Annotated in this window: 22 protein-coding genes; 12 read left to right on the top strand and 10 right to left on the bottom strand. The window is 34.7% G+C overall.

The genetic code is table 11. The features are described from left to right. Nucleotides 1-40: 40 nt before the first annotated feature. From ABXQ82_RS10605 to ABXQ82_RS10595, 3 genes are all read left to right on the top strand, one after another. On the top strand, nucleotides 41-796 hold the full coding sequence (locus tag ABXQ82_RS10605; RefSeq protein ID WP_367058956.1) for a 5'-nucleotidase C-terminal domain-containing protein: 756 nt from the start codon (nucleotides 41-43) through the stop codon (nucleotides 794-796). Nucleotides 797-801: 5 nt separating this feature from the next. Next, entirely contained in the window at nucleotides 802-1,719 is a 918-nt protein-coding gene (locus tag ABXQ82_RS10600; protein ID WP_367058953.1) for a metallophosphatase, read from the top strand. 68 nt (nucleotides 1,720-1,787) lie between these two features. Continuing rightward, nucleotides 1,788-2,165: a DoxX family membrane protein gene (locus tag ABXQ82_RS10595; RefSeq protein ID WP_367058950.1), complete on the top strand. Its 378-nt coding sequence runs from the start codon at nucleotides 1,788-1,790 to the stop codon at nucleotides 2,163-2,165. A 6-nt stretch (nucleotides 2,166-2,171) separates the two neighbouring features. On the opposite strand, the gene ABXQ82_RS10590 is transcribed toward ABXQ82_RS10595, so the two are convergent. The 4 genes from ABXQ82_RS10590 to ABXQ82_RS10575 all read right to left on the bottom strand — a co-directional run bounded on the left by ABXQ82_RS10590 (nucleotide 2,172) and on the right by ABXQ82_RS10575 (nucleotide 6,316). Then, entirely contained in the window at nucleotides 2,172-2,873 is a 702-nt protein-coding gene (locus tag ABXQ82_RS10590; RefSeq protein ID WP_367058947.1) for a hypothetical protein, read from the bottom strand. A 67-nt stretch (nucleotides 2,874-2,940) separates the two neighbouring features. Then, the gene (gene ligA / locus ABXQ82_RS10585) at nucleotides 2,941-4,959 is read right to left on the bottom strand and encodes an NAD-dependent DNA ligase LigA (protein ID WP_367058944.1); all 2,019 of its coding nucleotides are present in this window, start codon (nucleotides 4,957-4,959) and stop codon (nucleotides 2,941-2,943) included. Then, a complete protein-coding gene (gene prmC / locus ABXQ82_RS10580; RefSeq protein WP_367058941.1) occupies nucleotides 4,956-5,828 on the bottom strand; it encodes a peptide chain release factor N(5)-glutamine methyltransferase in 873 nt (290 codons plus the stop codon). The genes ligA and prmC overlap by 4 nt, the downstream gene beginning before the upstream one ends. After that, complete coding sequence (locus ABXQ82_RS10575) at nucleotides 5,825-6,316, bottom strand: GNAT family N-acetyltransferase (protein WP_367058938.1); 492 nt, start codon at nucleotides 6,314-6,316, stop codon at nucleotides 5,825-5,827. Before ABXQ82_RS10575 ends, prmC begins: the two co-directional genes overlap by 4 nt. A gap of 53 nt (nucleotides 6,317-6,369) precedes the next feature. On the opposite strand from ABXQ82_RS10575, the gene ABXQ82_RS10570 reads away from it, so the two are divergent. Genes ABXQ82_RS10570 through ABXQ82_RS10555 form a run of 4 tightly spaced genes read left to right on the top strand, consistent with a single transcriptional unit; the run spans nucleotide 6,370 to nucleotide 9,039 of the window. After that, complete coding sequence (locus tag ABXQ82_RS10570; protein ID WP_367058935.1) at nucleotides 6,370-6,825, top strand: LEA type 2 family protein; 456 nt, start codon at nucleotides 6,370-6,372, stop codon at nucleotides 6,823-6,825. A gap of 2 nt (nucleotides 6,826-6,827) precedes the next feature. After that, on the top strand, nucleotides 6,828-7,829 hold the full coding sequence (gene ribD, locus ABXQ82_RS10565) for a bifunctional diaminohydroxyphosphoribosylaminopyrimidine deaminase/5-amino-6-(5-phosphoribosylamino)uracil reductase RibD (RefSeq protein WP_367058932.1): 1,002 nt from the start codon (nucleotides 6,828-6,830) through the stop codon (nucleotides 7,827-7,829). Further along, on the top strand, nucleotides 7,822-8,433 hold the full coding sequence (locus ABXQ82_RS10560) for an HAD family phosphatase (RefSeq protein WP_367058929.1): 612 nt from the start codon (nucleotides 7,822-7,824) through the stop codon (nucleotides 8,431-8,433). The genes ribD and ABXQ82_RS10560 overlap by 8 nt, the downstream gene beginning before the upstream one ends. A gap of 3 nt (nucleotides 8,434-8,436) precedes the next feature. Next, nucleotides 8,437-9,039: a YigZ family protein gene (locus ABXQ82_RS10555; RefSeq protein WP_367058926.1), complete on the top strand. Its 603-nt coding sequence runs from the start codon at nucleotides 8,437-8,439 to the stop codon at nucleotides 9,037-9,039. 5 nt (nucleotides 9,040-9,044) lie between these two features. Here ABXQ82_RS10555 and ABXQ82_RS10550 read toward each other — a convergent pair whose 3' ends face one another. Beyond that, entirely contained in the window at nucleotides 9,045-9,440 is a 396-nt protein-coding gene (locus ABXQ82_RS10550) for a thioesterase family protein (protein WP_367058923.1), read from the bottom strand. Between the two features lie 187 nt (nucleotides 9,441-9,627). Between ABXQ82_RS10550 and dnaA the strand changes: the two genes are divergently transcribed. Genes dnaA through ABXQ82_RS10530 form a run of 4 tightly spaced genes read left to right on the top strand, consistent with a single transcriptional unit; the run spans nucleotide 9,628 to nucleotide 13,715 of the window. Beyond that, nucleotides 9,628-11,055 carry a chromosomal replication initiator protein DnaA gene (gene dnaA / locus ABXQ82_RS10545; protein ID WP_367058920.1) on the top strand — a complete coding sequence of 476 codons (1,428 nt, stop codon included), beginning with the start codon at nucleotides 9,628-9,630 and terminating at the stop codon, nucleotides 11,053-11,055. A 12-nt stretch (nucleotides 11,056-11,067) separates the two neighbouring features. Then, nucleotides 11,068-11,520 (top strand): low molecular weight protein-tyrosine-phosphatase, encoded by a 453-nt coding sequence (locus ABXQ82_RS10540; protein WP_367058917.1) that lies wholly within the window; start codon nucleotides 11,068-11,070, stop codon nucleotides 11,518-11,520. A gap of 58 nt (nucleotides 11,521-11,578) precedes the next feature. Beyond that, nucleotides 11,579-12,997, top strand: coding sequence for a PQQ-dependent sugar dehydrogenase (locus ABXQ82_RS10535; RefSeq protein WP_367058914.1), 1,419 nt, complete (start codon nucleotides 11,579-11,581; stop codon nucleotides 12,995-12,997). A gap of 1 nt (nucleotide 12,998) precedes the next feature. Further along, nucleotides 12,999-13,715, top strand: coding sequence for an SAM-dependent methyltransferase (locus ABXQ82_RS10530; protein WP_367058911.1), 717 nt, complete (start codon nucleotides 12,999-13,001; stop codon nucleotides 13,713-13,715). A 6-nt stretch (nucleotides 13,716-13,721) separates the two neighbouring features. On the opposite strand, the gene ABXQ82_RS10525 is transcribed toward ABXQ82_RS10530, so the two are convergent. From ABXQ82_RS10525 to dapF, 5 genes are all read right to left on the bottom strand, one after another. Continuing rightward, nucleotides 13,722-14,387, bottom strand: coding sequence for a peptidoglycan-binding protein LysM (locus ABXQ82_RS10525; protein WP_367058908.1), 666 nt, complete (start codon nucleotides 14,385-14,387; stop codon nucleotides 13,722-13,724). Between the two features lie 111 nt (nucleotides 14,388-14,498). Beyond that, nucleotides 14,499-15,407, bottom strand: a complete 909-nt coding sequence (locus tag ABXQ82_RS10520; protein ID WP_367058905.1) for a DUF2279 domain-containing protein — start codon at nucleotides 15,405-15,407, stop codon at nucleotides 14,499-14,501. Continuing rightward, nucleotides 15,407-16,450 carry an endolytic transglycosylase MltG gene (gene mltG, locus ABXQ82_RS10515; protein ID WP_367058902.1) on the bottom strand — a complete coding sequence of 348 codons (1,044 nt, stop codon included), beginning with the start codon at nucleotides 16,448-16,450 and terminating at the stop codon, nucleotides 15,407-15,409. Before mltG ends, ABXQ82_RS10520 begins: the two co-directional genes overlap by 1 nt. Next, complete coding sequence (locus tag ABXQ82_RS10510; protein ID WP_367058899.1) at nucleotides 16,451-16,975, bottom strand: GNAT family N-acetyltransferase; 525 nt, start codon at nucleotides 16,973-16,975, stop codon at nucleotides 16,451-16,453. Further along, nucleotides 16,972-17,745, bottom strand: coding sequence for a diaminopimelate epimerase (gene dapF / locus ABXQ82_RS10505; protein WP_367058896.1), 774 nt, complete (start codon nucleotides 17,743-17,745; stop codon nucleotides 16,972-16,974). Before dapF ends, ABXQ82_RS10510 begins: the two co-directional genes overlap by 4 nt. A gap of 126 nt (nucleotides 17,746-17,871) precedes the next feature. Here dapF and ABXQ82_RS10500 point away from each other — a divergent pair, with 126 nt between their 5' ends. Beyond that, nucleotides 17,872-19,275, top strand: coding sequence for a trypsin-like peptidase domain-containing protein (locus ABXQ82_RS10500; protein ID WP_367058893.1), 1,404 nt, complete (start codon nucleotides 17,872-17,874; stop codon nucleotides 19,273-19,275). The last annotated feature ends 90 nt before the right edge of the window (nucleotides 19,276-19,365 follow it).

Below are 19,365 nucleotides of genomic sequence, written 5' to 3'. Positions count from 1 at the left end.
CAAAGGTAGCAAAAGTACATTCAAAAAGTAACGAATTTTAATGAGTTCTAAATACATTTATAACATACTTATAATCGCCCTTTTCCTCAGTTGCAAACCCAAGCGGCTTCATCTTAATAAAATTGAAGGCAAACGTATTGAAATTAATAACGAATTGAACCAAAATGATGCTATTGAAACATTTATAAACCCCTACAGAAACCATATTGAAAAAGATTTGGATAGTGTGTTAGCTTACGCTGAAGACACCTATTCTAAGACTGATGGAGCGTTAAATACTGCCATTGGGAATTTTATGGCAGATATTGTTTTTTCTGAAGCAAATCCGATTTTTGAAAAAAGAACGGGCAACAGTATTGACGCCGTACTATTGAATTATGGCGGTATTAGGTCGATAATCCCTAAAGGCCCTGTAACCTCCAAAACAGCATACCATGTTATGCCTTTTGAAAATAGAATTGTAGTTGTAAGTTTAAAAGGAAGTACTGTTAATGAAGCTGTCAACTATTTAATAAGAAGCTCAAAAGCACATCCAATTTCGGGATTAAATTTAATAATTGATGCTGATAATAATCTTTTAAACGCAAAAATTAATGGCGAAAATATTGATGCTGATAAAACGTATTTCGTTGCAACCAGCGACTATCTATACAATGGTGGAGATCATATGATTTTCTTTCAGAATAATGAAGGTGTTTATGATTTAGATTATAAAATACGCAATGTGCTTATTGATTATCTTAAAAAGACAGACACCATTAATCCAGTTATTGACGACCGTTTTATTAGAAAATAAATGTTATGAAAAGAAGACAATTTATTCAGAAGACATTAGCGAGCGGTACTTTGGCTACTTTGGGCGGTTTAAGTTTACCGTCCTTTACATCTGCGAATAAACCAACTAAAATCACAATTCTGCATACTAACGATGTTCATAGTCATATAGATGCTTTTGGACCATATGATAAACGGAATGCAAATAAAGGCGGTGTTGCCAGACGCGCTACTTTAATTGAATCTATTAGAAAAGATAACCCCAATACGCTTTTATTGGATGCTGGCGATATTTTTCAAGGCACACCTTATTTTAATTATTACGGTGGCGAATTGGAATTTAAATTGATGAGCATGTTGAAATATGATGTAGCCACCATAGGCAATCATGATTTTGATAATGGTATTGATGGTTTGTACGCCCAATTACCGCATGCTGAGTTTGATTTTGTTTCTGCCAATTACGATTTTTCAAATACAATTATGGATACCCATGTAAAGCCTTATAAAATCTTCTATAAAAATGGTGTTAAAATTGGCGTTTTTGGTTTAGGTATTGAACTATCTGGTTTGGTGACACAAAAGATGTATAAGGAAACAAAATATCTTGACCCAGTTGAAATGACCCAAGACATGACACGGATTTTAAAAACAGAAGAAAAATGCGATTTAATTATATGTCTGTCCCATTTAGGTTATGATTATAACAAAAACCCGGATAAAATAAGTGATTTAAAACTTGCTGCGGCTACTAAAAATATCGATTTAATAATTGGAGGACACACACATACATTTTTACCAAAACCAACTATAGTTCAAAATATTGAGCAGCAAAACATGTTGGTAAATCAAGTAGGTTGTTATGGTTTGTACTTGGGGCAAATTGATTTTTATTTTGATTCAGAAAAAAACAAAACCACTAATGGGACATCCATAATTGTTTAATTATTTATTTGGTTTTGAAAAGTTTCTATTCTTTTTGCGTCTAAAGTTTCAACCAGACCAAAATTAAGATGAAAAAATACATTCCGTTAGTCCTTCGCATTATTGTAGCTGCTATTTTAATACAAACCTTACGCTTTAAATTTTCTGCAGATGAGGTTAGCGTTTATATTTTCGAAAAAGTAGGTTTAGAACCCTATGGCAGAATAGGCATTGGCATTGTTGAATTAATTGCAGGTATATTATTATTAATCCCTAAAACTGTTTGGGCTGGTGCGCTATTGACCCTAGGTGTACTTGGCGGGGCTATTTTTATGCACTTAACCCAGTTAGGAATTGAAATTAAAGGCGATGGAGGTTTACTATTCGGAACAGCAATAGTTACGTTTTTATTATCTGCGATTATAGCTTACACCTATAGAAAAGACATTCCTTTTTTGAAACTATAAATTCAACTAATACATAGGATTTGATTTTTTGTATTTAAGCTTTGTTTGCTGGTATAAAAAGAAAAAACCAACAAGCGCCAATGTAATAGTTAAAAAGCTCAATAGATTTTGATGGGATACATACATATAAGCTACATTTAGCACCTCAGAAAACACAATACAGATGGCCCCGATAAGCAGGTAAAAAGCCTTTCTACTTTCTTGATGAAAATAATTTAGCAGCGCTAAAGACAATATTAACAACATAGAAATATTATACGTTATCTCAATAAAATATTCAGAACCTAAATCTAAATAAGGGTCAACAACATCAAGCAAACTATAAGCTATAAAGGAATCTAGTAAAAGCAACACTAAAATCGAAAATTTATAGTGTTTTAACATCTCTTTCAAGTTCAGGCTCTTACTTATTTCAATGACCAATGCCACGTATGCCAGAATATACAAGGAATTTCCAACGAAATAATAAACAATATCTGAAAATACATCTGAAACAATGACCATTAAATCTGATATTGAATACAGCACTAGAAAAGCAATAAAGTATATTGATTTTTTTTCTGCACCACAGAAGTAACCAAGCGTTAAAATTGGTAATATCAAGGCACTAAAACATTCCGCTTCAAACGTATTTCCTGAAAACAGGAAATAAACGAATAGCGAATAAACAATACCCACTAAAAATGCCAATACTTTGGTGTTGCACATAACAGCAATTTCATAGTTAGATGACAAATATAAATAAAAAATGCTATTAATCGATAAAAAAACGCTTTTAATCGTTAAAAATATCTGTTTTGCTAATTTTTTGTAAGAATTCAACCTCTGAAATTAACGAAATCCCCAAAGCCTCCGCTTTGTCTTTTTTACTGGGTCCCATTTTGTCGCCAGCAACTACAAAACTTGTTTTTGAAGAGATGGAACTGCTTACTTTTCCACCGTTATCTTCTATTAATTTTTTTAGTTCATTTCTGGATACATGTTCAAATACGCCAGAAACAACGATAGACTGCCCTTTTAGAATCTCTGTCTGTCCCTCCAGCTCTTCGGAAGAAATTTCTAGCTGAACCCCAAACTGTTTCAATCTATTGATTATTTCAATATTTTCTTCTGAAGCAAAAAACAATTTTACGCTTTCGGCTATCTTAACACCTATTTCATCAACGTTTTCTAAATCTTCCTGAGAGGCATTCATTAAATTATCAATGGACTTATAGTGTTTGGCGAGTTTTTTTGCCACAGTTTCACCCACATAACGAATACCTATTGCATACAATACACGCTCAAACGGAATGTTTTTAGAGGCCTCTATACCATTTATTAAGTTATCTGCACTTTTTTCAGCCATGCGCTCTAAAGGAATTACCTGTTCCTTGGTCAACTCATATAAATCAGAGTAATTGGAAATTAAACCTTCATTGACCAATAATGCTACAGTTTCACCTCCCAAACCTTCAATATCCATGGCTTTTCGTGAGATATAATGCTGAATTCTACCGATAATTTGAGGCTTACACCCATTATAATTGGGACAATAATGTTTGGCATCGCCTTCAGTCCTTACCAATTCTGACTCACATTCAGGGCAATGTGTGATGTATTGCGTAGGGACAGAATCAATAGGTCGTTCCGATAAATCAACACCAATAATTTTCGGGATGATCTCCCCTCCTTTTTCAACAAAAACGGTGTCCCTTTCTCTTATATCCAGTTTTTCAATCTGATCGGCATTATGAATTGAAGCACGTTTTACAGTAGTTCCCGCCAACTCTACAGGTTCTAAATTGGCTACTGGCGTAATAGCACCGGTGCGCCCAACTTGATATGTGATTTCATTTAGCACCGTTGAAACCTGTTCAGCCTTAAACTTATAAGCCATCGCCCAACGTGGCGCTTTGGCGGTATATCCCAGTTCTTCCTGCTGTTGTAAATTATTCACTTTTATCACAACACCGTCGGTTTCATAGGGCAATTCGTGTCTTTTGGTGTCCCAGTAATTCACAAATTCCAGAACTTCATCAACAGACTTGGCTAATTTAGCGGCATCGGGCACTTTAAAGCCCCATGATCTGGCTTTTTCCAAACTTTCAAATTGTGACGAAATCCCTAAATTATTTCCAGTTAAATTATAGAGCAAACATTCCAAAGGGCGTTTTGCAACCTCGGCACTATCCTGTAATTTCAAACTTCCCGAAGCTGTATTTCTTGGGTTTCTATAAGGTTCTTCGCCATTTGCAAGACGCTCCTCGTTCATTTTATGAAAACCATCAAAAGGCAAAACAATTTCCCCTCTAATATCAAATTTCGGTGGATAATCGCCTTTTAGTTGCAACGGTACGGATTTTATGGTTTTTACATTCGCAGTAACATCATCGCCTTGAAAACCGTCGCCACGGGTTACTGCCCTTACCAGTTGTCCGTTTTCATAGGTTAAACTTATCGATGCACCATCGTATTTTAACTCGCAGGTATAAAACACATCCCCATCCACCATTTTTTTGATACGCTTTTCCCAATCCAACAAGTCTTCTTTAGAATAGGAATTATCCAAGGAATACATGCGATGCTCATGCTTTACCGTTTCAAAATTCTTGGTTATTTCTCCCCCAACCCGTTGTGTTGGCGAATTGGCATCATAAAATTCCGGATGTTGTTCCTCTAGTTCTTGAAGTTCTTTTAACTTGAGATCAAACTCATAATCCGTGATGGTTGGATTGTCTAGAACGTAGTAGTTATAGTTGTGTTCCCTGAGTTCGTTTCTTAAATTTATGATATGTTGCCTTACGTCTTTCATGAGTTAATTTCTGCTTTAACCATTCTATTCTTACCAAAAATATCCTGTTTCAATTCTATATTTTTAAACTTGTATTTTTCTAAAAGATCAACAGTTTCTTTCCCCAAATACTCATTAATTTCAAAAAACAACTGTCCGTTTTCAGTTAGTGCTGTTTTAGCAAAGCCACTAATAGCCTCATAAAACAATAACGGATTATTATCTTTTACAAATAATGCCAAATGCGGTTCATGATCTAAAACATTGTGGTTCATCATCTCTTTTTCCAATTCGCGGACATATGGCGGATTTGAAACTATAATATCAAATTTTTGAGATTTTGAAATATCTTCTCCCTGACAAAGTGATAAAATATCGGCTTCTATGAATTCAATGTTAACTTTATTCAATTCAGCATTTTGTTTCGCAATTTTAAGTGCATCCTTACTGACATCGAGTGCATAAACTTTAGCATTTGGTAAATTTTTCGCCAAAGCAATTGCAATACAGCCACTCCCTGTTCCTATGTCTAAAATAGTTATTTTTCGAGATTCTTCGCTAGGCTCTGAATGACAATTTAAAATCCACTCTACCAGTTCTTCCGTTTCAGGTCTTGGAATTAATACATGTCCATTCACTTTAAATGGCAGACCGTAAAATTCTGTTTCACCCATAATATACTGTATGGGTTTATGCTCTTTTATAAGTTCTAAGGCATCCAAAATAGCTTTAGAATTTTCAATTTCTATCCCAGGATTCATTGCTAGTTGAAGTCTTGATACCCCATAATAATCTTCAATTAAGAGATAGAAAAAACGATCAATTTCTTCATTTTCATAAGCTCCGTTCAGGTTCGTTCGAAATGTATTCTGAATCTCCTTTAACTTCATAAATCTTTTATCATCCATACACCACAGGAATAATGCCCCGTGCTTCCCAATGCCTTTTTTAAATGTTCAAACCCGAAACTTTCGTAAATATGAATGGCGGCCTTTAGTTGTGGTGCAGATTCTAAATAACATTTTTTATATCCAAATTCCTTGGCAACCTTCAAACATTTTTCAAACATTAATTTCCCAAAGCCTTTACCTCTCACTTTTGGGGAAAAATACATTTTTTGTAATTCGCAAATACTCCCGTCGGTGTCTTTCAAGGGTTTTATACCTGCCCCACCTAAAATTTCGCCATCACCCTCAATAACATAATACACTTCGCTTTCATTTTGATAAGACTCAAACATCCTCGGTGTTTCTTTATCTGCATAAGCCGTGCCTTCCAAGGGAATTTTAAATTCATAAAAACACGCCCGAATTACCTGCTCTAGTTGCGCATTATCCTGTGGCTGTATTTCTCGAATAACTATAGTATCTTTATCCACTTAAATCTGTCTTTTTCCGAAAGTGAAAGATACATCAATTCTTAAAAAAGCATATGAAACGTTTTCTAATATTATTAACAATAGTTGCTTGTTTTTTCAACTGTAATGTCAATGAAAAACCAATTTTTGTAAATGTTGAAAATATTAAAGTTGTTGAATCTACGTCGCAGCATTTTATCCTTTCGGCAGATGCTTTGTTTATCAATCCGAACGATATTGGTGGCGAACTAAAAACCGATGAAATCAAGATTTTTGTGAACGAAAGTGAAGTCGGCCATGTGTCATCAGAAAGTTTTAAAGTGCCCGCTAAAAAAGAGTTTTCTATTCCGTTGAAAGCGACGGTCCCTATTGATAGTTTAATAAGCAGTAAAAGTATTGGAGGCTTGATAGGAAGTTTATTCAGCAAGAAAATGAAAGTGCATTATAAAGGTGCTATTGTTTATAAAACCTTGGGGTTTTCATATACTTATAATGTAGATGAAACTGAAGATGTAAAAATCAAACTGTAGCATTGAATCACGACACCTACATAAAACGCTGCATAGAAATTGCCAAAAACGGATTGGGAAATACCAGACCGAACCCGATGGTAGGTTGTATAATTGTTGTGGACAACAAAATTATTAGCGAAGGTTTTACAAGTGAATATGGTGGTAATCATGCCGAAGTGAATGCCATTAATAAAGTTAAGGACAAATCGATCTTAAAAAGTGCGACCTTATATGTGACGCTGGAACCCTGTTCCCATTTTGGAAAAACGCCACCTTGTAGTGATTTAATTATTAAACATGGCATCCCGAATGTAGTTATTGGCTGTGTTGATGATCATATTCAAGTAGCAGGAAAGGGCATACAAAAGCTGAAAGATGCTGGCGTAAATGTTACCGTTGGCGTTTTAGAAAACGAATGTAAATTACATCATAAACGGTTTTTTACGTTTCATAATAAAAAACGACCTTATATTATTTTAAAATGGGCTGAAACGCAAGATGGTTTTATTGCTCCGGAAACCAAGAATATAAAAGCACCTGTTTGGATAACAAACAAGTATTCGAGACAATTGGTTCATAAATGGCGTGCGGTAGAACAGGCTATTTTGGTGGGCACTAATACGGTTTTGGAAGACAATCCGAGTTTAACTGTTCGGGATTGGACTGGTAAAAACCCAACGAGAATTGTAATTGACAAAACGAATAAACTCTCAAGAAACCTTAGTGTTTTTAATGCTGAAGCAGAAACCATTGTGATTGACAACAACACTATTGATTTTTCAAAAAATATAGCACAACAAATTTGTAAAGTTCTTTTCAAAAACAACATTAATTCTGTAATTATTGAAGGTGGTGCAAAAACACTTCAAACGTTTATAGATGAAAATCTTTGGGATGAAGCTCGTGTTTTCATTGGTAATTCCAAATTTAAAAAAGGCACTAAAAGACCTGAATTTTCTGGTAATTTGATTTCCGAAGAACATATTCAAACAGATATTCTTAAAATATATTCTAATGATTAAAACGCTAATTTTCGATTTTGGGAATGTTTTTATAAACCTTGATATAGAACATGGGTTTCAAAAAACTTTGGAAATTCTAAAAATTGAATCGCTTTCAGAAGATATTATTGAAATCAATAAATTATATGAAATTGGGCAGGTTTCCACAGATAATTTTATAGATTTTTATGCGGAAAAATTTCCGCATTTAAATCGCACAGAATTAATAGACTTATGGAATTTAATTCTCAAAGACTTTCCAAAACATCGATTAGCCTTTTTAAAGGAATTAAAATCAAATACTGATTACCAACTCATATTACTGAGTAACACCAACGAACTTCACATAAATTGGGTAAAAGAACATGTACCGTTTTATAATGAATTCAGGAATTGTTTTGATGCCTTCTACCTCTCCCATGACATTCAATTAAGAAAACCAAACAGGGATATTTTTGAATTCGTACTGAACACCCATCAATTAAAAGCGGATGAATGTCTGTTTATAGATGATAATGCAGACAATATAAATACTGCCAAAACTATGGATATTCATACTTGGCACATTACGCCTTATACAGAAGATATCGCAACTCTTTTTTTAACTAAAAAACACTTGTTTTAAGTTTTGGGCGACATCTATAAAACGATTGCTAAAAATTCTGAAGCCATTCTTTTTAAGGAGAAGAACAGTAAGTTTTTCGGTTATGCCTTTCGGGTTTCTAATGAAGATGAAGTTAAGCGGCATTTAGAACAAATTAAAAAAGAACACCATACCGCAAGACATTGGTGTTATGCTTACCAAATAGGCACAGAGCAGATTATATTTCGAGCAAACGATGATGGCGAACCCAATAATTCCGCAGGCATGCCCATTTATGGACAAATTCAATCTTTCGATCTTACCAACGTTTTAATTATTGTGGTGCGCTATTTTGGCGGCGTTAAACTAGGCGTTGGCGGTTTGATCCAAGCCTATAAAACCACCGCGCAACTAACCTTAGAATCGTGCAAGATTATTGAAAAGACCATTAATATAGACTATGTAATTTCTTTTGAGTATAAAGACATGAACAAAGTAATGCGTATTATTAAAGAAAAAAATCTAAACATTATCAATCAAAAATTAGAGCTAAGTTGTAGGGTCATTATTTCCGTTAGAAAAAAAGACGCAAATCAAATTCACAGTATTTTTGATGACACTTTCGGGATTTCAATTAAAAAATTGTAGCCCTTTTAATTTATAATATCAAGAATATACTTCGGCGCTCTTACAGGTCTATTTGTTTTCATGTCAATAAAGACTAAAGTAGTGCTTGCAGTTGTTAAAATTTCACCTTTTTGATTCGTAATTTCATACTCAAATTCAATTTTTGCAGTAGGTTTATTTTTTAGTTGAGTTTTTACATTAATTAGGTCGTCATAACCCGCTGATTTTTTATATTTTAAGGACATTGAAACAACAGGGAGCATAATCCCATCTTCTTCCATCTTCTTATAAGAAACTCCCAGCTTACGCAACCACTCTATACGCCCCATCTCTAGGTATAACGCGTAATTGCCGTGGTAAACCACTCCCATTTGATCAGTTTCACCATATCTCACTCTTATTTGTATTTCATCGAATTTCATAGCTTTATATCAATATTTTTTTGTAGTTTCGGCTAGTGGCTAAACATGATGAAAAAATTCTGAATATTCAATAGGTTTACATTTTTTTTTTTAGAATTTTGTTCACATATTTGCCGAATAATAAAAGGGGGATTTAAAGAGGCTCTTCTCTTTAAGAAAATATTAACAAAAATCAAGAATCAAGTACATGAGTGTAACTGCGCAATCGGTTTGGAATAACTGTCTTAATTTTATAAAGGATAACATCCAACCGCAAGCTTATAAAACTTGGTTTGAACCCATTATTGCCGTAAAACTTCAAGATAACGCTTTAAGTATTCAAGTGCCAAGTAAATTCTTTTATGAATGGCTTGAAGAGCATTACGTTAAAGTATTAAAAGTTTCATTAACCAAAGAGTTGGGAGAAACCGCCAAATTAGTGTACATCATCAAGATGGAAAACACATATGGCAACAAACAGCCATTTACAGAGAGAATACCGAGTTCCAACAGAACATCTGTTAAAGCGCAAGATGTTGACATCCCTTTTGATAATAAAAGTCGCGAACTTAAAAATCCGTTTGTAATTCCCGGGATTAGAAATGTTAAGATAGAATCGCAATTAAATCCTAATTATAGTTTTGAAAACTTTCTGGAAGGCGATTCCAATCGTTTAGCTAGAAGTGCAGGATTAGCAGTTGCGGCAAAACCAGGAGGCACCTCATTCAATCCGTTATTGATTTTTGGGGGTGTTGGTTTAGGAAAAACACATTTAGCACACGCTATTGGTGTTGATATCAAAGATAAATATCCTGAAAAAACGGTACTTTATATTTCTGCTGAAAAATTTACGCAACAATACATAGATTCCGTAAAAAAGAACAACCGCAACGATTTTATTCATTTCTATCAAATTATTGATGTTTTGATCATTGACGATGTGCAGTTCTTGTCCGGAAAATCTGGAACACAAGACGTATTCTTCCATATATTCAATCATCTGCATCAAAATGGAAAGCAAGTTATTTTAACGAGTGACAAAGCACCCGTTGATATGCAAGATATTGAGCAACGTTTACTATCTCGTTTTAAATGGGGATTATCCGCAGAATTGCAACACCCAGACTTTGAAACAAGAGTTTCTATTTTAAAGAACAAACTATATCGTGACGGTGTTGAAATGCCTGATGATATTATAGAATATGTTGCTAAGAATATTAAAACTAATGTTCGTGAATTGGAAGGTGCAATTATTTCCTTAATTGCGCAGTCTTCGTTCAACAAAAAAGAAATCACTATAGACTTAGCGAAACAGATTGTAGAGAAATTTGTTAAGAATACAAAACGCGAAGTTTCTATTGATTACATACAAAAAGTGGTGTCTGATTATTTCCAAATGGATGTTGACACACTTCAGTCCAAAACCCGAAAGCGTCATATTGTACAAGCGAGACAATTGGCGATGTTTTTTGCTAAAAAAATGACGAAAGCCTCTTTGGCCAGTATTGGTTCTCAAATTGGTAAACGCGATCATGCAACAGTTCTTCATGCTTGTAAAACTGTGAACAATTTATCTTCAACCGATAAGCAATTCAGAAAGTACGTAGAAGATATTACAAAAAAACTTTCAGTATAAATACATTTTAAAATGACTAGAATCCTAATGGTTTGTTTGGGCAATATTTGCCGTTCGCCATTGGCCGAAGGTGTTTTAAAATCTAAACTTCCAAACGATAATTTCTTTATTGATTCCGCAGGAACTGCTGCATATCATGTTGGCAATGCACCTGACCCTCGCTCTATTGCAGTTGCTAAAAAATACGGTATTGATATCACAAATCTTCGTGGCAGACAATTCACTAAACAAGATTTTGATGATTTCGATTTAATTTATGCCATGGATGATTCTAATTTCAAGCACATTATAAAAATGGCAAGAACTGATGAAGATATTGCTAAGGTAAAACTTATTTTAAACGAAATAACCCCGAACGAAAATCTAAGTGTTCCAGATCCATATTATGGTGGTGGTGATGGTTTCGAAACTGTTTACAAAATGCTTGATACCGCTTGTGAAATTATCAAAAGAAAATACATTTAATTCATTAGACCCTAATTTTCAGCATCTTATTATGTAACTTTACGTGAAAAGATGCCTTATGAAAACACTTCAAATTTTTATTACTCCATTTTTATGCTCTCTTTTTGGATTCACACAAACGATAAATCTTACTAGTTTTGCAACTGGTTTTTCCACTCCTGTTGAAATAACCCATACTGGAGATTCTAGACTTTTTGTGGCTGAAAGAGCAGGCGTTATTAAAATCCTAAATTCTGATGGTACCGTTAACGCCACCCCTTTTCTCGACATATCATCCATTGTAGGTTCTGGAGGCGAGCGAGGTTTATTAGGATTGGCATTTGCTCCAGACTACGATACTACAGGTAGATTTTATGTGAATTACACCGACAATTCAAGTACAGATACACCCAATACAATTATTGCGAGATATACCGTAAGTGGAAATCCAGATATTGCGAATACTTCAGGAACAATTTTACTTTCTTATACCCAGCCATATAGCAACCATAATGGTGGTAAAATTGCTTTTGGCCCGAATGATGGTTTTCTATATATTGGCTCAGGTGATGGTGGAAGCGGAGGCGACCCACAAAATAGAGCACAAAATACAACTAGTCTTTTTGGTAAATTATTGCGTATCGATGTGAGTGGCGCAACATATGCTATACCGTCCACCAATCCATTTTCAGGATCTGCAAACGGCGTTAACGACCCTAGACCAGAGATTTATGCCATAGGCCTAAGGAATCCATGGAAATTTTCCTTTGATAAAACAGAAGGCGACTTATGGATTGCTGATGTTGGGCAAAATGCTTTCGAAGAAATCAATAAAGTGACTGATTCCGGAAACCCTGGAGATAATTATGGATGGCGATGTTACGAAGGTAGCAGCACCTTTAACACTTCAGCCAATTGTCCATCGGGAGGCTTTGGTGCTACTATAGCTCCAGTAGCAGAATATGCACATGTGGGAACTGGTTGTTCTGGTTCGGTTACAGGTGGCTATGTTTATAGAGGCACACAATACGCTAACCTTTTGGGCAAATACTTTTTTGCAGATTATTGTAAACAAACTATCGGTATCCTAACCGATGATGGTTCCAATAATTGGTCTCTAGCATTTCAAACACCGAATATTACCAATAATTGGACAACCTTTGGCGAAGACAGTAGCGGGGAACTTTATATTGCTGGAGGCTCTACCGTCTATAAAATAGCAGATGCAAATTTGAGTGTTGATGATAGAACAACATCTAATTTCAAAATTTATCCTAACCCTGCTAAGGTTTCAGTTTCAATAGATTTATCAAATAATTTTGACGACGTTAAAAGTATATCCATTTTAAATATTCAAGGTCAAAAAATCAAAACTAATACGTTTATTAGCAAACAAATCATTAATTTTAAAACAGAAAATTACAAGAGCGGTATTTACTTTATAGAAATTCAACGTAGCAACCAATCTAAAATCGTTAAAAAACTGATAGTCAATTAAAATGACCGAACAAAAAGGAAAATTGTATTTAATCCCTACTACTTTAGGAGACAACGCACCTCTTGAGGTTTTGCCCATCTCGGTAAAAAAAGCGATTGAAAATATCAATGTCTATATTGTAGAGAATGAAAAAACGGCAAGACGGTTTATTAAAAAAATAAGCCCTAAAAAATCGCAGCCTTCATTAGAATTGTTTCTTTTAAATAAGTTTACACAAGCTATGGAATTGCCTGAATTTTTAGAACCATGCTCTAAAGGTACGGATATAGGGTTATTGTCTGAAGCGGGATGTCCAGGAGTTGCAGACCCGGGCGCTGACGTTGTTAAATTAGCCCACGATAATGATATTCAAGTTGTGCCCCTAGTTGGGCCTTCCTCAATTTTAATGGCAATGATGAGTTCGGGCTTAAACGGACAAAGTTTCTCGTTTAATGGTTATTTACCCATCGATAAAGGCGAACGCAAAAAAGAAATTAAACGTTTAGAGCGTTTATCATTTGAACAAAACCAGTCTCAAATTTTTATTGAGACCCCCTACCGGAACAATAAATTTCTAGAAGATATTTTTACAACAGTAGCACCAGAAACCGATATTTGTGTTGCATGCGATATCACACTTCCAACCGAATATATAAAAACACTACCAGCTAAAGTTTGGGCAAAAAAAAATGTAGATCTCCACAAGAGACCTACAATTTTTATAATTCATAAAAGTTAAATCCTTTTAAATAGAACTTACCTTTGCTTTTTTGTTCGCTTTTAAAAACGATGTATCATAACCTGAAAATCGTTTCATATAGTTTGCTATTGTTGTACCGTAACCATCAGCAAAATTATCTAAACCATAACTTCTTAGATATTTTTTAACACTTCCTGGACCCGCTAAGTGAGCGGCTGCTAAAATTCCAGATTCTGTGATCACAACGCCATTTACGCGTTTCCCAACAAAATTATTGATATCTCTACGCAAAATCCATTTGTTACGTTGTGCGTTAGCAATAAATGCTTGCTCTTGAAGTTTAGGATTATTTAAAAATTTCTCAACGTTTTTTACACCTATCAAACTTAAAGTGCCTTTACCAAATTGGTATTTCCCCAAATAACCATAAGTATTAACCGTAAAATAGTCTCCTCCAGACTCTTTGAAAGCTAAGGCCTCCTTAAAACCTACGAACGATTTCCCAAGATATGGCGAAAACGATTCGTAACCTTCTTTTGATGCTTTAACTTTACCAGTATGAATTGCGTCTTGTCTAACGGTGTAATTTAATACCAAGCCATTGGTGGAGTACTTACTTAAATCTACCGCTTCATTTGATGAAAGCGATGCATATACTAGTACACATATCGTAAGTGTCAATCCTAAGCACTTTGCAATATTTTTTACCATAGTTTTTAAATTTCTTCAGCAAAAATATAAGTTAAAATTGCTTGAAATTTTGAGCGTGCAAAAGTAAGCCTTTTTTTAATTAATTCAAAATTAATCGATTAAGTACTTCTTTTAATTGTAGAATAGATGAAATGCAGTCCCTTTTTTATTGATTTCTAATGTTGGAAACGGTATTTTTATCATATTGAAAACGTTAAAAATTGACTTCAAAAACAATGAGTTTGTTCTAATCTTTGTCAAATTTACATCAAAACTTAAATAGTACTGTCTTAGTCGCTGATTAGTTGTCAACACTTGATTGTCAGTAACTTCAACCCCAGTTAACATCCCATCTGCACCGTAGCCCACCGCCACATTCAGCCATTTTGGAATTTTACTGTTTTTAAAGAATGAATGTAGATTAAAACTCAGCCAATAGGTCTGTCCGTTATAGTCTTTCAGCACCTGCTGAAAAAACGATTTTCCGAGTTTATCAGGGCGTTGGGAAGCATACTTTGTTTGATGAAAACTGAATTTTACGTCAATTCGTTGCTCATTCCACAATAATTCTTGCGAAATATAAAGGCCTGTTCCCAATGCATTTGCACCAACATCTCCCCATGAATAACCCCACTCTGCAGAATAGCCATCCAACACTTCTACCGCCGTTAAAAACCCAAATCCTAAAGTAGCGCCATAAATTAATTGGTCTTTTTTAGTGACACCACTCCAATTTAAAAGATGAGCCCCTTGTTTTCCTACCTGATAGGCAGTAAACATATGCCCTAACTTATCTATTTGCAGCCATTCATTATTATCGTTAATGGTATGGAATTTAGAACGGTCAAAATCTGCAAACCAAATTTCGTTCAATCCAACCAACGCAGTACTAGCTAAAGCAACTTCAGAAATTACAACGGCATTTCTGCGTTTAGTATTTAAAGTATCACTAGGTTTTAAAAAATCAGCTACTGGAGTTTGTGCAAAACTACTTGAGAAACAGCACAAAAATAACACGATAATAAAGTTTAGGAAACGCATTATTTATTGATGCCTTGAGATGATAGGTACTGATGGTATTCCCTTGCATTCACATTATGTTGGGCCAAAGTTTTAGCAAATTTATGATATCCGGGACGTTTGGCATCGGCAGCAAAATAAAGGTACTTATGCTTTTCATAATTTAAAACGGCATCAATTGCAGAAATATTAGGCATTGCAATAAGCCCTGGAGGCAACCCCCTGTTCTTGTAAGTATTATAGGGAGACTCTATGTCTTTATGAACATTTAAAACACGTTTAATAACCGTATTTTTATATTTCGGCAATTGATACGCAGCAAATTTTAAAGTGGGATCTGCTTGCAATGGCATGCCAATACGTAATCTATTTAGATACACACCTGCAATTCTAGGTTGCTCTGAAGGTTGTTTTGATTCTTCATAAACAATAGATGCCAATGCAATAACCTGATGTGGAGTTAATCCAAGGGCATGAGCTTTCGCTATTCGGGAATCATTCCAAAACCTATTAAATTCATCGCGCATTTTTTTTCTAAATCCTTCGGCAGTAGTGTCCCATTGAAACTCATAGGTATTAGGGATATACATGCCCAAAGCCGTTTCTTTTTTAAAATTATTTTCAGTCAAAAAAGAAGTATCATACATAGCTTTTACCAATGAAACACTATCTGCTTCAATCTGAGGAGCGATTCTTCCCGCTAATTTTTCTAAGGAACCCTGATTATTAAATGTCACTTTTACAGGAACTTTTTTAATTCTGATAGAGTTGATAATATCATTATTACTCATCCCCTTTTCAATAACGAATTTCCCGGATTTTACATTATTGACGTATTCCTTCTGTTTTGCAAGCACATCAAACTTATCGATATCCTCTAATAACGGTTTCAATTGCTCCCTTACTTCATGATAACCATCAGTAGTTTTTACATAGATATAAGCTTCTTCATTATTAAAATCGGTATTTGGGGCTAACATGGCGCCGTAAATATAATATGCGAAATAAGCTGCTGCTGCTAGACCAATAAGAACGATGGCCCAAAGTATTTTTTTGATGTACATTTAATCTTTTATAAGTTGCAGGGAATATTCATTATTGAATTTACCATTATTAAAATTCCAATCTTTTTTAAGTCCGATTTCAACAAAACCATTATTTGTAAACAATTGCATACTGGCTTTATTTTCTTCTGAAATATTACAATATAGTTGGTGTAAACCGAGATGCGTAAAACTATAATTAATCAATAATTTCAAAGCTTCGCTACCGTAACCTTTGGCTCTATTGGACACGTCTTTAACCACAATACCAACTCCTGCCCTTTTATTTTTAAAATCGAAATCGAACAGATCGATTAAGCCTAGAGACGCTCCTTTTTTAGAAGAAATCACCAAGCGTAATTGCTTTACTTCATAAATATCCTTGAGTGCATTTTCCAAATATTGTTTAATCACATATCTAGAATATGGTGTTTGTGTATTGCTTAAGTCCCAGATATTTTCGTCATTCTCAAGCTCCAAAACAAACTCCAAATCTTCAGGTTCTAAAGCACGTAAATTGATATGTTCTCCTTCTAAGGTTTTCATATCGTACCTTCGAACACAAATTTTGCAGGCCCAATTAACCAAACGTTTTTATAAGCACCATCTTCAACTTCAAAAGAAACTTCTAATTTTCCCCCTTCAACTTTTAATTCTACAAGATTTTTTTCAGTTTCTCTAATATAATGCATGGCGATAGCAACCGCAGTAGCTCCTGTTCCGCATGACAAAGTTTCATCTTCAACACCGCGTTCATAGGTTCTTAGCCTAAATTCGGTATCCGATAGTTTCTTAACAAAATTCACGTTTGTTCCTGCGTTATGATAAGGCTTTCCGTATCTTATTTTTGCGCCTTTCGATTTAATGTCAAAATCACTAATTGCGTCTTCAAACTGAACATGATGCGGCGACCCTGTATCTAAAAACACATAATCCCCTTCCTTTCTAATTGTTGCAACATCCTGCATTTGAAGCCTTACAATATCGCCATTTATAAATGCATGATGCACTCCGTCAACAGCTTCAAAGACTGCCTGATCGGAAATTACGCCCAACTTTTTTGCAAAGGCTACTAGACATCTTCCACCATTTCCACACATGGTACTTTCGTTGCCATCGGCATTGTAATATACCATCTTAAAATCATATTTGTCATGATTTTCCAAAAGTATAAGTCCGTCTCCACCTATGCCAAAACGTCTGTCACAAAGGCTTGCCACTAGTTTGGTATTATTTTTGTCGAATTTTAACTGACGATTATCAATCATCACAAAATCGTTGCCTGTTCCTTGGTATTTGTAAAATTTCTGTTGCATAACTAAGCTGCAAAGATATAAATATTATACCGTTTTATGGATTGTTAAATCGTCGTTAAAGTTGAAATAAACATTCAATAAATAATTAATTTTAATCGTTCATCAATATATCTTAAACTGAAAATTATGAAGAAGATTTTAACATTAGTATTAGTTTCGGCTCTTGGTGGTGCATTAACACTTGGAACTTATAAACTATTTTTAGACGAAGAAAATGCGGTTGTGGTAAATGCTGTTGAAGAAAAACCCTCGTTTTTACCTACCAGTACTGCAAACGGCATTTATAAACCATACGAAACTCCAGACTTTACCAAAGCTGCTGAAAACACCGTTAACGCCGTAGTGCATGTAAAAAACGTCACTATTAGTTCTGGACAAATAACCATTCAAGATTTATTTTCCGGCAGACGGTCGCATCGTGCTCAAATGGGGACGGGCTCTGGGGTTATCATCACCCCTGATGGGTATATTATTACCAATAACCATGTGGTTGATAAATCCCAGGAATTATCTGTGACCTTAAACAATAATAAAACGTATAAGGCAGAAATTATAGGGACAGACCCAAAAACGGATATTGCGCTTTTAAAAATCGAGGCAGATGAAGATCTGCCAGTTGTGACTTTTGGAGATTCCGACGATGCTAGAATTGGCGAATGGGTTTTGGCTGTGGGTAATCCTTTTAATTTAACATCTACCGTTACCGCAGGAATTATTAGTGCAAAAGCTAGAGATTTATCGGGAACCCACTCACAATCGTTTATTCAAACCGATGCTGCTGTAAACCCTGGGAATTCTGGGGGTGCTTTAGTAAATACTGATGGCGAATTGGTTGGAATCAATACTGCAATTTCCTCTCAAACGGGCTCTTATGTAGGGTATTCATTCGCTGTACCAAGTAATATTGCTAGAAAAGTGGTTGAAGATATTATGGAGTATGGTAATGTGCAAAATGGCATTTTGGGCATTACAGGTGGTACTTTAAATAGTAAAACTGCTGAACAACTTGAAATTGAAGATACGCAAGGATTTTACATTGATAGTGTTGTAGAAGATTCTGGTGCAAAAGAAGCTGGATTAAGAAAAGGCGATATTATCAAAAGCATTGATAACATGAAAATTTCGAAATTCTCTGATTTAAGTGGACATCTAAACACTAAGCGACCAGACGATATTGTAAATGTTACCTATTCCCGTGACGGAAATATTACAACAGTACCCGTTCGTTTGATAAGAAATGAAACCTATATTTTACCATTGGTAGGTCAAATAAAAAATGCCAAACCATCTGACTTGAAAAAATATAAGGCAAAAAATGGTGTTAAAATAGTGGAGTTGAATGGCAAATATGCCGATTACTGGAGAAAAAATGGCATTAAGAACGGTACTATAATTACGGCCATTAATGATGTAAAAGTTAACAATGTTGACGATGTGCAAACTATTCTTAAAAATCAATCACCACATGAACCTTTAAGAATTGAGCTTATAAATGAAGATGGCGAAAAAGAACGTTATAATTTCAGATAAACAAATCAAAATCAATAGCTTATATAAAAGTCCTCATTTCGAGGACTTTTTTTTGTAAATAAATACGCAACCTTTTAAGGTTTTCTACAT

Origin of the sequence: Algibacter sp. 2305UL17-15 (genome assembly GCF_040720935.1) — a bacterium.
GTDB lineage: Bacteria > Bacteroidota > Bacteroidia > Flavobacteriales > Flavobacteriaceae > Jejuia.
Note: the sequence above shows the minus strand (reverse complement) of the source record. Positions and strands in the feature narration are given on the sequence as shown.